At 63.5% G+C, this 13,172-nt stretch carries 14 protein-coding genes; 13 read left to right on the top strand and 1 reads right to left on the bottom strand.

Features of this window, described 5'->3' with window-relative positions:
• The first annotated feature begins 31 nt into the window (after positions 1-31).
• From AC3FLX_RS13045 to AC3FLX_RS12990, 12 genes are all read left to right on the top strand, one after another.
• Complete coding sequence (locus AC3FLX_RS13045) at positions 32-976, top strand: DUF2950 domain-containing protein (RefSeq protein WP_488697079.1); 945 nt, start codon at positions 32-34, stop codon at positions 974-976.
• Between the two features lie 433 nt (positions 977-1,409).
• Positions 1,410-1,976, top strand: a complete 567-nt coding sequence (locus AC3FLX_RS13040; protein WP_488697077.1) for a BPSL1445 family SYLF domain-containing lipoprotein — start codon at positions 1,410-1,412, stop codon at positions 1,974-1,976.
• Positions 1,977-1,988: 12 nt separating this feature from the next.
• Positions 1,989-2,876, top strand: a complete 888-nt coding sequence (locus AC3FLX_RS13035; protein ID WP_488697075.1) for a sensor histidine kinase — start codon at positions 1,989-1,991, stop codon at positions 2,874-2,876.
• Between the two features lie 7 nt (positions 2,877-2,883).
• On the top strand, positions 2,884-3,507 hold the full coding sequence (locus AC3FLX_RS13030; protein ID WP_488697073.1) for a response regulator transcription factor: 624 nt from the start codon (positions 2,884-2,886) through the stop codon (positions 3,505-3,507).
• A 138-nt stretch (positions 3,508-3,645) separates the two neighbouring features.
• Positions 3,646-3,996, top strand: coding sequence for a response regulator transcription factor (locus tag AC3FLX_RS13025; RefSeq protein ID WP_488697072.1), 351 nt, complete (start codon positions 3,646-3,648; stop codon positions 3,994-3,996).
• A 134-nt stretch (positions 3,997-4,130) separates the two neighbouring features.
• Complete coding sequence (locus AC3FLX_RS13020) at positions 4,131-4,385, top strand: RNA recognition motif domain-containing protein (protein WP_488697070.1); 255 nt, start codon at positions 4,131-4,133, stop codon at positions 4,383-4,385.
• 74 nt (positions 4,386-4,459) lie between these two features.
• Entirely contained in the window at positions 4,460-5,725 is a 1,266-nt protein-coding gene (locus AC3FLX_RS13015) for an efflux RND transporter periplasmic adaptor subunit (RefSeq protein WP_488697067.1), read from the top strand.
• Positions 5,722-8,889 carry an efflux RND transporter permease subunit gene (locus tag AC3FLX_RS13010; RefSeq protein WP_488697065.1) on the top strand — a complete coding sequence of 1,056 codons (3,168 nt, stop codon included), beginning with the start codon at positions 5,722-5,724 and terminating at the stop codon, positions 8,887-8,889. The genes AC3FLX_RS13015 and AC3FLX_RS13010 overlap by 4 nt, the downstream gene beginning before the upstream one ends.
• Positions 8,886-10,349: an efflux transporter outer membrane subunit gene (locus AC3FLX_RS13005; protein ID WP_488697063.1), complete on the top strand. Its 1,464-nt coding sequence runs from the start codon at positions 8,886-8,888 to the stop codon at positions 10,347-10,349. Before AC3FLX_RS13010 ends, AC3FLX_RS13005 begins: the two co-directional genes overlap by 4 nt.
• A 3-nt stretch (positions 10,350-10,352) precedes the next feature.
• Entirely contained in the window at positions 10,353-10,832 is a 480-nt protein-coding gene (locus tag AC3FLX_RS13000) for a glycine zipper domain-containing protein (RefSeq protein WP_488697061.1), read from the top strand.
• A gap of 15 nt (positions 10,833-10,847) precedes the next feature.
• Entirely contained in the window at positions 10,848-11,435 is a 588-nt protein-coding gene (locus AC3FLX_RS12995; protein WP_488697059.1) for a hypothetical protein, read from the top strand.
• Between the two features lie 26 nt (positions 11,436-11,461).
• On the top strand, positions 11,462-11,857 hold the full coding sequence (locus AC3FLX_RS12990) for a hypothetical protein (RefSeq protein WP_488697057.1): 396 nt from the start codon (positions 11,462-11,464) through the stop codon (positions 11,855-11,857).
• Between the two features lie 37 nt (positions 11,858-11,894).
• Here AC3FLX_RS12990 and ppk2 read toward each other — a convergent pair whose 3' ends face one another.
• On the bottom strand, positions 11,895-12,713 hold the full coding sequence (gene ppk2 / locus AC3FLX_RS12985) for a polyphosphate kinase 2 (protein WP_488697055.1): 819 nt from the start codon (positions 12,711-12,713) through the stop codon (positions 11,895-11,897).
• Between the two features lie 132 nt (positions 12,714-12,845).
• Between ppk2 and AC3FLX_RS12980 the strand changes: the two genes are divergently transcribed.
• A complete protein-coding gene (locus AC3FLX_RS12980) occupies positions 12,846-13,148 on the top strand; it encodes a hypothetical protein (RefSeq protein WP_488697053.1) in 303 nt (100 codons plus the stop codon).
• The last annotated feature ends 24 nt before the right edge of the window (positions 13,149-13,172 follow it).

Below are 13,172 nucleotides of genomic sequence, written 5' to 3'. Positions count from 1 at the left end.
GCTCGGCGATGATAACCACAAGGTGGCATGCATGCGCGCATTGACCGGAATCCTGCGGCCGCGCATCGGGCGCGCAATCCTGCCGCTCGTGCTTGGCCTGGTGCTGGCGACGGGTGCGCAGGCGCAGAAGGCATTTGACACGCCAGAAGCCGCGATGAATGCGTTTGGCAGCGCAGTGGCCTCCAGCGACGATGCTGCAATAACGGCGCTGCTTGGCTCATCCGCGCGACGCATGATTCCGCCGCTTGGGGCGGATCTGCGATACCGTTTTTTGACGGCATGGAGCCAGTCGCACAGCGTGGTCAAGTCGGACGACAAGCACGCGCGTATCGCGGTGGGCAACGACGGCTGGACGCTGCCGATTCCGCTGGTCGCATCGAACGGACGCTGGCAATTCGATGCGCAGGCGGGTATCCAGGAAATCCGGCTGCGGCGTATTGGCAGGAACGAATTGTCGACCATCCAGACCATGCTGGCCATCTACGATGCGCAGCATGAATATGCGCTCGGCAATCATGAAGGCAATGGCTTACTGGTCTATGCTCGCAAGCTGGTCAGCACTCCGGGCAAGAAGGACGGTCTCTACTGGCCGACCAAGCCCGGTGAGCCGGAAAGCCCGCTCGGCCCGGCGTTCATCGATGCGGTCACGAGTCATCGTAGTGCATCGGATGGCTATAACGGATATCGCTACAAGCTGCTCAATGGACAGGGCGCGACGGCGCCCGGTGGCAAGTACACCTATCTGGTCAACGGCAAACTGTTCGGCGGCTTTGCGGTAATGGCATGGCCCGCGCGCTATGGCGATACGGGATTCAAGAGCTTCATGGTCAGCCATGACGGACAGGTCTACGAGCGTGATCTGGGGCGCGATACCAATGCACGCGCCGCGGCCATCGATACGTTCGATCCCGGCGGGGGATGGAGCAAGGTGGCACCCGAACTTCTGCAGCCCATCAACTCTGCGAGCACGCAGTAAGCGCAAACACTACCAAAGCGAGGGCGCATCCGGCGGGTCATCCGCCGGATGCGGGCTTGATTGACTCGACTCGCCGCATGGCTCATTGCCATCGTGGCGAGTTTTATTTTTTATGACAAGCATCGGCTCAAGTAACGCTCAGGACGCTTGTTGATGCCGCATTCAAATATTAAGAAAAGTGAAATGCAATTTTCTTCTGCTGTCTTTAGGTTTTACACAAGGCGCAAAGTAAAGATTGCAATCGGTAGGCCGCCGACCTAACTTGATATGGCATTCACACAGAATGCAGATAAAGCAATAAGGATCAATCGCATTAGCGTGGGGTAGGTCTATACAGGGATGCATTTGACTTGCCGGCGCTGCAATCGTCCATGCGCCGTGGCAGGGCCATTCATTTCCCCTGGCCGACTCCCGCACTCACAGGGAGAGCATCATGAATCGACGGCTGTTCATTAGCCTGTCTTCCTTGTCAGTGGCACCCGTCCTGGCGGCCTGCACCACCAATACTTCCGGTAGCGATGCAGCGGCCAAGCGGCGCGAAATCGATGCCGGCGTTGACGGCACCATGAGCAAGCTGTTTACCTCGGCCAGTTCCGCGCAGAGCCTTGCGCAACAGGCCAAGGGCATTCTGGTATTTCCAAAGATCCTCTCCGGCGGCTTCATCGTCGGCGCGGAATATGGGGAAGGGGCGCTCCGGGTCAACAATGCCTCGGTGGGCTACTACCGCACGACCAGCGCTGCGTTCGGGCTGCTGGCCGGGGCACAGTCCAAGGCGCTGATCCTGATGTTCATGACCGACGATGCGTTGCGGAACTTCCAGGCGAGCAAGGGCTGGACGGCGGGCGTGGACGGATCGATCGCACTGGCGACCATCGGCGCCAACGGGCAGGTCGACACCAATACCGCGCGCGCCCCGATTATTGGCTTCATGCTGACCAACGCGGGGCTGATGGCCAACCTGTCGCTGGAAGGCACCAAGATCAGCAAGCTCGATATCTGAGCGCTCGTCGCCATGAGATGGATACCGCTGCTACTGATGGGCGTGTCCGCCGCCCTGACGTTCGTCGCCCTGCCCAGGGCGACGACGGGGCGTCGTCGTGGCGATGCGTTGCGTGTGGTGGATACCAGCCCGCTGTCCGGCATTGCGAGCCGTCCTGGCATGGTCGAGCTGGCTGGCTCCCTGGCGCATGAACTGAACCAGCCACTCACGGCCATCACCAGTAATGCCCAGGCGGCGCGTGAATACCTGATGTCGGGCACGCCGGCGCAGGGCGAAATCCGGGAGATTCTTGACGACATCGTCAGCGATGCCTCGCGCGCGAGCGACATCGTCAAGGGCGTGCGCGCGTTGATTCGCGGCGAGGCGCCGCACCTGGTGCCGTTTCACATCGGTGACGTGATCGCGCGCGCGCTGGAGCTGGTGCATGACGAAGCCAGGGCGCGCGGCGTCGCGGTGCAGGGCGCGGCGGACCAGACGCTGCCGCGAGCGATGGGCGACCCGATGGAAATCCAGCTCGTGCTGCTCAACCTGCTGGTCAATGCGCTGGATGCCGTGGAGACAGTGCAGGCCGAGGACACCCGCCATGTATCGGTCACCGCGTTCGCGCACGATGGCCAGCTCAGGCTGGCGGTGCGCGACAACGGTTGCGGTGTGGCCGAGGGAGACCTCGACCGCATCTTTCGCCCGTTCTTCTCGTCCAAGCCGAAAGGCATGGGGCTTGGGCTGTCGTTCAGTCGTGCACTGATGGAGCGCAATGGCGGCCGTCTACGCGCGATCCGCAACAGTGACCGGGGCATGACGTTCGAATGCCTGCTGCGCAGTGAGACATCCGCCACGGCACAGCATCATGTGCCGGCGGCGATGGCTTCCCGACTCCGCACCGCAACCTCCAGGAGGTAGCCTTGCCATGCTTGCAACCAGGACCACGGTCTATATCGTCGACGATGATGACAGTGTGAGACGGGCACTGGGCCGCGTGCTCGGTGCGCACGGATATTTCACATCGGGGTTTGCGTCCGCCAGCCAGTTCCTGGAGGAGGCCGACCTGGAGAGCGTGCCAGGCTGCATGCTGCTGGACCTCCAGTTGCCGGACATCAGCGGCATCGACCTGCAGCAGGCGCTGTGCAGCCGCATTCCCGTCATCATCCTCACCGGGCATGCCGATGTGGCCAGCGCCGTGCTGACGATGCAGGCCGGTGCCATCGACTTCCTGCAAAAACCGGTTTCCGATGTGCAGCTGCTGGGCGCGGTAGCCCGGGGCTGTGAATGCGCCGCGAGCAAGTTTGCCCAGGCGCGCGAACTGCGGGAGCTGCAGAAGAAGGTAGACCGCCTGACGCCGCGCGAGCGCGAAGTTTTGGCTTGGATCGTCACGGGTTGCCGGAACAAGCAGGTTGCCAACCGCCTTGGCACGGTCGAGAAAACCATCAAGGTCCATCGCGCCCACGTCATGCAGAAGCTGGAAGTCGACTCGCTGCCCGCGCTGGTTCGCATCGCCGACCGCATGGGCATGGTGGCAAACACCGCCGCCTGAGCGGGGCAGGGGCTCGGTTGCACGTGCCGCCGATGGGACTATGGGCCAATATCGCCCACCGCACGGGTTTCGTAGCCTAAGCACATACCTGCTTATCATCGGCTGCGCGACTTGCAAATGGGTGCTACCGGAAAAATCGTGGCGGTTGTCGACGACGACGCGTCAGTGGCGCGATCGACGTCCAGGCTGCTGCGCGCCGCGGGGATTACGGTCGACACGTTCACCAGCGGCACCGATTTCCTGATTCGGGTGCAGGGCCAGCCGGCCTATCGGCCCGGCTGTGTGATCCTTGATGTCTGCATGCCCGGCATGGACGGCCTGGAGGTGCAGCAGCAACTCGCCGGCCTTGCGCTCCCGCTGATTTTCATCACCGCCCACGAGGTGCCGGAGGCGCGCGACAAGGCGCTGGCGTTGGGCGCGGTTGGCTATCTGCGCAAGCCGTTCGACGCCGGCCAGCTCATCGATCTGGTGCGCAGCGTGATGCCGTAGTCCCATGCCTTTGGTCCTTGGTCCAATTGTCATTCAGGCCCCAGCAGGCACACTCTTATCAGGCAGGAAACCGGCGCGGGTGTGAATACCCAGTCGCATGACGTGGCCTGCAAGCTGACAAGGAGGACCGGCAAATGGCGCTATTGATGCTCTCCAACCTCCATCCCGATACCACCGAGGAGCAGGTGAAGGAATTCCTGGGACGCTACGGTTTTCCGCCGGTCGACGAGATCGAGCGCCAGGAGGGCGACGGCACACGGCCGTCGATGACACTCACCTTCAACACGGTCGATCTTGCGGCATTGCAGCCGTTGGTATCGCGTATCCATGGCGTGTTCTGGAACGGCCACAAGATCAATGCAATGGTCCTGCGGGAGCGCTTCAGATAGCAGGCAACGGGTAGCGGCGGGTAATGGCACAGGCACTGCCCGGCCAACGGCTGGCGCGAGCGGGAGATACGACGATGGCAAGCGGTCTGAAATCCATGCGCGGGCGTTGGGTGTGGCTGGTCCTGGCCATACTGGCGTTGTCCGCTTGCGACAAGCAGGAGGCCAAGGGGCCTGCCGCGCCGCCGGTCAGTGAGGTGGGCGTCGTCAAGGTGGCGCCGCGCGATGTGCCGATCACGTACGAATACGTCGGAGAAACGCAAAGCTCGCAACAGGTGGAAATCCGCGCGCGCGTCAACGGCTTCCTGGAGCAGCGGCTGTACACCGAAGGCTCGCTGGTCAAGACCGGACAAGTCATGTTTCGCATGGACCAGAAGCCCTTCCAGGCCGCGCTTGACGCCGCGCAGGCCGAACTGGCCCAGCAGCAGGCGCGGCTGACAACCGCGCGCGCAAACCTGGCGCGTGTGCGGCCGCTGGCAGCCAGGAACGCCCTGAGCCAGAAAGACCTGGACGACGCAACCGGGCAGGAGCAGGCCGCCGCCGCCGCCGTGGAAGCCGCCAAGGCCAATGTGACCAACGCGAAGCTCAACCTCGGCTACACGACGATCTCGTCGCCGGTCGATGGCCTGTCCAGCTATGCCAAGAAACAGGTCGGTTCGTATATTGATGCGTCGAACAGTCTGCTGACGTACGTGGCCAAGCTCGATCCCATCTGGATCAATTTCAGCTTGTCGGAAAACGAAGTGCTTGGGTTCCAGTCGCAGTCCGCCGCCGGCACGCTGAAGCTGCCGGACCGTGGCGCGATGGAGGTGGAGATCGTGCTGGCCGACGGCACCGTCTATCCCAAGCGTGGCCACATCGCCTTTGCAGATGCATCGTTCAACTCGGAGACCGGTACTTACCTGATTCGCGCGGAAATGCCCAATACCCAGGGCATGTTGCGGCCGGGGCAGTTCGTGCGGGTGCGCGTGCTCGGCGCGCTGCGCACGCGCGCCATCACTGTGCCGCAGGAAGCGGTGGTGCAGGGCCAGCGCGGCCAGTCCGTCTGGCTCGTGGGCAAGGACAACAAGGCCGAGTCACGCGTGGTGGATGTTGGAGAGTGGTCGCAGGGCAACTGGGTGATCCTGTCCGGTCTGCGTGACGGCGACACCGTGATCGTCGATGGATCGGTACGGCTGGTGCCCGGTGCACCGCTCAAGCCCGTGGCGGCGGCGCCGCACCCGGCCACGAACGCCGCACCGCCGACCAATGCGCCCAATGCGCCGAGTTCACCCACTCCGCCACAGGCCCCACGGCCCGCGGCCCCCGCGGCCACCGGAGCGGGCAAGGGTGCCGCGTCATGAAGCTGTCCCATTTCTTCATCGACCGGCCGATCTTTGCATCGGTACTGTCGATCATCATCGTCGTCGGCGGGCTGGTGGCGTTGTTCAATCTGCCGATTGCCCAGTTTCCCGATATCACGCCACCCAGCATCACGGTGTCGACAACCTATCCCGGCGCCAGCTCCGAAGTGGTGGCGCAGAACGTGGCCGCGCCGATCGAACAGCAGGTGAACGGCGCGGACAACATGCTCTACATGTCGTCCACCAGTTCGTCGACGGGCAACGTGACGCTGACCACGTACTTCGAGATCGGCACCGACCCGTCGCTGGCACAGGTCGATGTGCAGAACCGCGTCAACCTGGCGTTGCCGACGTTGCCCGATGCGGTGACCAAGCAGGGCGTGACCGTGGAAAAGCGATCGCAGGCGTTCATGATGGTGATCGCGGTCTACTCGCCTGACAACAGCTATCCGCAGACCTTCGTCGACAACTACACGAGTATCTACGTCCTCGATGCGCTCAAGCGTATTCCGGGCGCCAACCAGTCGGCCATCTTCGGCACGCCTGACTACGCCATGCGGATCTGGCTGAAGCCGGACCGCATGGCGCAACTTGGCATCACGGCCGAGGACGTCAAGACCGCCGTGTCCAATCAGAACGAGCAGTTCTCGGCGGGCCGCATTGGCCAGTCACCCACGTCGGAACCGGTCAAGCAGACGTTCCCGGTGACCACCAAGGGCCGCATGACCGAACCGAAGGAGTTCGAGAACATCATCCTGCGGGCGGCGTCGGGCGATGCGGCGCTGGTAAGGCTCAAGGATATCGGCCGTGCGGAGCTTGGCTCGAAAGACTATTCGCTGCGTAGCCGCTACCAGGGCAAGACCGCCACGCTGCTTGCCGTGTACCAGCAACCGGGGGCCAATGCGCTGGCCGTGGCCGGACAGGTGCGCAAGACACTGGAGGAGGCCAAGAAGACGTTCCCGCCGGGCCTGGAGTACGAGATTGCGCTCGATACCACGGAGTTCGTGCAGGAATCGATCACCGAGGTCGTGCATACGCTGCGCGACGCTGTGATCCTGGTGATTCTGGTGGTGTATCTGTTCCTGCAGAGCTTCCGCGCGACGCTGGTGCCGATCCTGGCCGTACCGGTGTCGATCATCGGCACGTTCACGGCGATGGCCGCATTCGGCTTCTCGGTGAACATGCTCACGCTGTTCGGCATGGTGCTGGCCATCGGGATCGTGGTGGATGACGCCATCGTGGTGATCGAGAACGTCGAGCGCAACATGATGGAATTCCATATGCCGCCCAAGGAGGCGGCGAAGGCTGCAATGGACGAGGTGGGCGGGCCGGTGATCGCCATCGTGCTGGTGCTGCTGGCCGTGTTCATTCCGGTGGCGTTTCTGTCGGGCATCACGGGTCAGCTCTACAAGCAGTTCGCCATCACGCTGGCCGTGTCCGTGTTGTTGTCCGGTGTCGTGGCGCTGACGTTGTCGCCGGCGCTCGCGGCCATCCTGCTCAAGCCGGGCAGCCACGAAAAAAACCGCTTCTTCCGCTGGTTCAACCGCAGTTTCGATCGCGTGGTGGAAGGCTATGGCTCGGTCGTGCAAGGCGTGATCCGTCGCACGGTCATTTCGCTGGCCATCGTGGTGGCGTTGATCGTGGCCGCGGTGCTGATGTTCATACGCATTCCCTCGTCGTTCCTGCCCGTGGAAGACCAGGGCTATCTGCTGGGTGCAGTGATCATGCCGGACGCGGCCAGCCTGGACCGCACGGGCGCCCTGTCCAAGCGCGCGGCGGAATGGTTCGAGAAGCAGCCGGCGGTCAAATCGGTTGCGGTGCCCGATGGCTATAGCCTGATCGATTCGCAGAACAAGTCGAACGCCGGCACGCTGTTCATCACGCTGAAGGGTTTTCATGAGCGCGGCAAGGGCGAGAGCGCGGCAGACCTGATCGCGCAGGCCAACAAGGAGTTCTCCACGTATCGGGAAGGGCTTGTGATTCCGGTGAATCCGCCGTCGATTCCGGGGCTTGGCACCACGGGCGGCTTCGAATTCTGGCTGCAGAGCACCGGCGACGGCACCTATCAGCAACTTGAGGAGCGCACGCGGGCGTTCATCGCCAAGGCGCGGCAGCGGCCGGAGCTGCGGGGTGTCAGCACGACGATCAACACGCGCTCGCGGCAACTGCTGGTGGACCTCGACCGCGAGCGCGCCGAGACGCAGGGTGTGCCCGTGGAACAGGTCTACTCTGCCTTGCAGACGATGTTCGGCTCGTTGTACGTGAGCCAGTTTCCCAAGAATAGTCGGCTGTTCCAGGTGATTCTGCAGGCCGAGCCGGAGTACCGTTCGCGTCCGGAAGACATTGACAAGGTCTACGTGCGCAATTCCCGCAACGAGATGGTGCCCATCAAGGCCGTCACCACCGCGCACTGGATAGCCGGCGCGGACCTGGTCACGCGCTTCAACAACTTCCCCGCAGCCAAGATTACCGGCGATGCGGCGCCGGGGTACAGCTCGGGGCAGGCACTGCAGGCAATGGAAGAAGTGGCCGCCGAGGTGCTGGGCCAGGGCTACAGCTTCGCGTGGAGCGGGCAGGCCTATGAGGAGAAGAAGGCAGGATCGACGGCGGCGATGGTGTTCGCGTTCGCGCTGCTGATGGTCTTTCTGATCCTGGCTGCCCAATACGAAAAATGGTCACTGCCGCTTGGTGTGCTGCTGGCCGTGCCGTTCGCCCTATTCGGCGCGCTGGTGGGCATCCTGCTGCGGGGCATGGAGAACGATGTCTACTTCCAGATCGGCTTGACCGTGCTGATCGCCCTGGCCGCCAAGAACGCAATTCTGATCTTCGAGTTCGCGGTGGAGATGCGCGTCAAGGAAGGGCTTAGCCCGTACGATGCCGCGGTCAAGGCATCCAAGCTGCGCCTGCGCCCGATCATCATGACCTCGCTGGCGTTCATTCTGGGCTGTATTCCGCTTGCCATTGCCAGTGGCGCGTCGGCGGCGAGCCGGCAGTCGCTGGGCACCGGCGTGATTGGCGGGATGCTCGGCGCGACGGTGATCGCGATCTTCTTCATCCCGATGTTCTTCTGGGGCCTTGAGCGTGAGAGCAAGAAGAAGCTCGCCAAGCAGGCCGCGAAGGATGCCGATCCCGACCCTGCCGCACCGACGGGAGGCGCCCTATGAGCCACGACGGGCGGGCCGCGCGCGTGCTGGCGATGGCGGGCCTGCTGGCCAGCGGGTGCACGGTTGGTCCGGACTATTTGCGTCCAGACGTGGCAGTGCCGGACGCTTATCGCTTTGCGCAGGAACCGCCGCAGGGCATCGAAGCTGCCGATGCCATACTGGCAGGCTACTGGTGGTCGCAGATCGGCGATCCGGTACTCGATGACCTGATCGCCACGGCGCGGGCGCGCAACTACGATGTACTGATCGCCACGGCCCGCGTGGAGGAATACTACGGACGCCTGATGACCACGCGCGCCGGCCTGTTCCCGCAGGTGGGCGCCGAAGCCGGTGGCGGTCGGCAGCGGCTCAGCACCAGTGGTGGCACCGTGTTGCCCATCAACAATCCGTTCAACCAGGTGCGTGCCGATGTCTTTGCGTCCTGGGAGATCGATCTGTTCGGCCGGGTCCGACGCATGACCGAGGCCGCGCGCGCGGAATGGGCGGCAACGGAACAGGCGCGCCGCAGTACGGAGATCAGCGTGGTGGCGGCGGTCGCCAGCGGGTATATCACGCTGCGCGATCTGGACAACCGGCTGCGCATCGCGCAGGACACGCTGGTCAGCCGCGAAGGCGCGCTGAAGGTATTCCGCGAACGGTTCGAAGGCGGCGTGGTTTCCGAAGTCGAGTATGCGCAGTCGCGTTCGGAATATGCGTCGGCTGCGGCTTCGGTGGAGCAGTACCGCCAGTCCGTGGCGGTGCAGGAAGACCTGCTGTCCGTGCTGATCGGCGAGAACCCGCGCGACATGCCGCGCGGCAAGTCGATCGACGAACTGATCTTGCCCGTGGTGCCGGTGGGCCTGCCGTCGTCGTTGCTGGAGCAGCGCCCCGATCTGCTGCAGGCCGAGCAGACGCTGGTGGCAGCCAACGCGCAGATCGGTGCCGCACGCGCGCAGTATTTTCCGACGATCTCGCTGACCGGCATGTTCGGCGCCGCCAGCACCGCTTTGTCGGGATTGTGGGTGGGGTCGGCCCGTACCTGGTCTTACGGCGGGCTGATCAGTGTGCCGATCTTCACGGCCGGCGCCATTGCTGGTGATGTCAAGCAGGCCGAGGCGCGCCAGAAGCAGGCACTGTATGGCTATCAGCAGGCCGTGCAGACGGCCTTCCGCGAGGTGGCCGATGCGCTGGCCAGCGTGCAATACACGCGCGGCCAGCTCAATGCCAAGAACGATCAGGTGGAGGCGTTGTCGCGCTATGCCTTGCTGGCGCGCGACCGCTACGAAGGTGGCTATACCAGCTACCTGGAAGTGCTCGATTCCGAGCGTTCACTGTTTTCCGCGCAGCTCGAACAGTCGACACTGCGCGGTGCGGAATTCGGCCAGCTGGTCCAGTTGTACAAGGCGCTCGGCGGAGGCTGGCCCGTCGACAATGCGCCGCAGGCAAACCTGAACATGCCTGCCAGCCCTGCGAAGGAGTGAACCATGTCCAGATCCACGATCCCGGCGGCGCTACTGTGCGCGAGCGTCTGCATTGCATTGAGTCCGCCAGCGCTGGCGCAGAAGCCGATTGCGTACCCGGCAAAGGGGCAAAGCCAGGCACAGCAGCAAAAGGATGATGGCTATTGCTATTCATGGGCCAAGTCGAATACTGGCATCGACCCCGCCGCGGTGGCTGCCGCACCTCCGCCCCAGCCCAGCGGCCCGGCCGTAGGCGGCGGAGAGCGCGTCGGAGGTGCCGCGCGTGGTGCAGTGGGTGGTGCGGTCATCGGCGGTATTGCGGGAGATGCCGGCAAGGGCGCGGCAGCTGGCGCGGCCGTCGGCACGATGGCGGGCGGCCATCGCGCGCGGCAGAACCAGCGTAACGCCCAGGCCAACGCCCAGCAACAGCAGTCGGGTGCCATGAATACCTACTACCGCGCCTATTCGGCCTGCATGCAGGGGCGCGGCTACACGATCCAGTAAAACAGAGGAGGCCATATGTTCAAGCGAGCTGCAGTTGCCACGATTGTGTTGATTGGTCTGTCGGGGGCGTCATACGCCCAGCCGGATGTGAAAGTCGACGTGACGCGTGGCGAAGGGGCGACCACGGCAACCGGCACGGCGCAGATGAAAGGCACGATTACCGCGATCGACGCGGCTTCGCGCAAGGTCACGCTGAAGTCGCAGACCGGCAAGGTCGTGGACCTCACCGTGGGCGAGGATGCTCGCAACTTTGACCAGCTTCGCGTGGGTGACAAGGTGAGCATCGAATACACCGAGGCGCTGACCCTGAGCCTGAAGAAGGGCAGTGGCGCGGCATCGATGCAGGAGCGCGAGATCAACGAACGCGCGGAGGCGGGAGCCAAGCCGGGCGGAAGGATGGGGCGTGAGGTCACGGTCGTGGCGCAGGTTGTGAACGTGAACAAGGAGACCAAAACCGTGACGGTGAAGGGGCCGAAAGGGCGTGTGGTGGACCTGCACGTGGACGATCCCGATCAGATGAAGGACATCAAGAAGGGCGACCGCGTGCAGGCTGTCTATACTGAGGCAGTCGCGGTTTCGGTCACGCCGGGCACCGCGAAATAGCCGGGAATTCCCGCATGGAGGCAGCCTTGAAACACTTCTCGCAATGGCGCGGCCTGTGCGCGGCCGTGCTGCTTGCCGCAACCTGGCCGGCATTTGCGTACTACGATCATTTCCTGAGCGGGACGATCATCGGGACGCTGGACAAGGACCAGACCGCGGAGCTGACCAAGCAGTTCGGCAAGGCACTGTCGGAGTCTGACGATGGCAAGAGCGTGCCGTTCCACCTGGAGCCCAATGCCAATGCCAAGAGCAAGGCCACCGATGGCACCTTTACGCCGCTGAAGACGCGCACCGAGAGTGGCCAGCGCTGCCGCAAGGTGCGCAGCGAACTGCGTCAGGCGGGCCGGCAGCCGGAGCGCTGGACGGGCTGGTATTGCCAGCAGTCCGGTGGCGACTGGAAGAAGACGATGATCAAGGAATAGCGCCACACCAGAGGCAAGGCCCTGGGGCCTTGTCGCACTAGAATTTCTCGGGAATGTACCGGTATGGGTAGTCGGGCTCCTTGTAGGAGCCGCGCTTCTGGCGCGCGGGCAGCGTTACCTTCTTGCCCGGAATCCGTTCATAGGGCACGGCATCGAGCAAGTGGCTAATGATGTTCAGCCTGGCCCGCCGTTTGTTGTCGGAGCGCACCACGTGCCAGGGAGCGACGTCGGTGTCGGAGGCCGCGAACATGGCATCGCGGGCGCGCGAGTAGTCATACCAGCGGCTGTACGACTTCAGATCCATGTCGGTCAGCTTCCAGGTCTTGCGGCCGTCCTTGATGCGCTGCTCCAGCCGGCGCGTCTGTTCGTCCGGGCTGACTTCCAGCCAGTACTTGAGCAGCTGGATGTTGGAACCGACGATGGCGCGCTCCATCAGCGGCACGGCCCGCAGGAAGACATCCACCTGATTGTCGTCGGCAAAGCCCATTACACGTTCCACACCGGCGCGGTTGTACCAGCTACGGTCGAAGATGACCACTTCACCGGCAGCGGGAAGATGGGGGATGTAGCGCTGCATGTACATCTGGCTTTTCTCGCGGTCCGTGGGGGCCGGCAACGCCACCACGCGGAAGATGCGCGGACTGACACGTTCGGTGATGGCCTTGATGGTGCCACCCTTGCCGGCGCCATCCCGTCCTTCGAAGACGATGCAGATCTTGGCACCGGTGGCCTTCACCCAGTTCTGCAGGTGCACCAGTTCCACATGCAGGTCGGCGAGCGCCGCCTCGTATTCCTTGCGGCCAAGTGCATTGTCGGTCTCGGCGGCTTCGTCGGCGCGACGCGCGTGCTTTGCCATGTCAGATCCCCAGGCCGATACTCGGCCATTTACTCCGTACCAATCTGGACATTGCATGGCGCTTTGGCAATGGACCTTGGTCCAATGCTTGGCCCAAGGACCAATTGCATTGCCAGGGCGATTGGCTGACTCTTGTCACAACGCCCGCCCGAGTTAGCCATCATGCATAAGTGCGGATTCCTGTTGATGGTGGCGGCGATGTTGCTGGCCGTGATCGGCATCTTCTGGAGCGCCCCCAGCGGGCAGATGCCAGAAAAATTGAACCTGTTCAGGCTGGCCATGCGCGGCCTGGAGGTGCAGCTGTTCCGGACCAGCATCGATCCGCCGCGCTATCTGGTGAATGTGCTTGCCCGCGACTGGCTGCTGGGTTGCGTGCTCTTGTTCGCTGTGGGTGCCGTCGTGGTCCTGATCGCGCGGCGGCGGCAGCGCGCGTGATGGTGTGCCGCGTGCCTGAAGCAA

The sequence above is a fragment of the Cupriavidus sp. 291-E7 genome (assembly GCF_057798835.1).
This window is presented reverse-complemented; position numbering and strand designations above follow the sequence as displayed.

Coding starts and splice junctions, on each gene's coding strand:
- AC3FLX_RS13045 (WP_488697079.1), top strand. CDS start 32: ATGCGCGCATTGACCGGAATCCTGCGGCCGCGCATCGGGCGCGCAATC.
- AC3FLX_RS13040 (WP_488697077.1), top strand. CDS start 1,410: ATGAATCGACGGCTGTTCATTAGCCTGTCTTCCTTGTCAGTGGCACCC.
- AC3FLX_RS13035 (WP_488697075.1), top strand. CDS start 1,989: ATGAGATGGATACCGCTGCTACTGATGGGCGTGTCCGCCGCCCTGACG.
- AC3FLX_RS13030 (WP_488697073.1), top strand. CDS start 2,884: ATGCTTGCAACCAGGACCACGGTCTATATCGTCGACGATGATGACAGT.
- AC3FLX_RS13020 (WP_488697070.1), top strand. CDS start 4,131: ATGGCGCTATTGATGCTCTCCAACCTCCATCCCGATACCACCGAGGAG.
- AC3FLX_RS13015 (WP_488697067.1), top strand. CDS start 4,460: ATGGCAAGCGGTCTGAAATCCATGCGCGGGCGTTGGGTGTGGCTGGTC.
- AC3FLX_RS13010 (WP_488697065.1), top strand. CDS start 5,722: ATGAAGCTGTCCCATTTCTTCATCGACCGGCCGATCTTTGCATCGGTA.
- AC3FLX_RS13005 (WP_488697063.1), top strand. CDS start 8,886: ATGAGCCACGACGGGCGGGCCGCGCGCGTGCTGGCGATGGCGGGCCTG.
- AC3FLX_RS13000 (WP_488697061.1), top strand. CDS start 10,353: ATGTCCAGATCCACGATCCCGGCGGCGCTACTGTGCGCGAGCGTCTGC.
- AC3FLX_RS12995 (WP_488697059.1), top strand. CDS start 10,848: ATGTTCAAGCGAGCTGCAGTTGCCACGATTGTGTTGATTGGTCTGTCG.
- ppk2 (WP_488697055.1), bottom strand. CDS start 12,713: ATGGCAAAGCACGCGCGTCGCGCCGACGAAGCCGCCGAGACCGACAAT.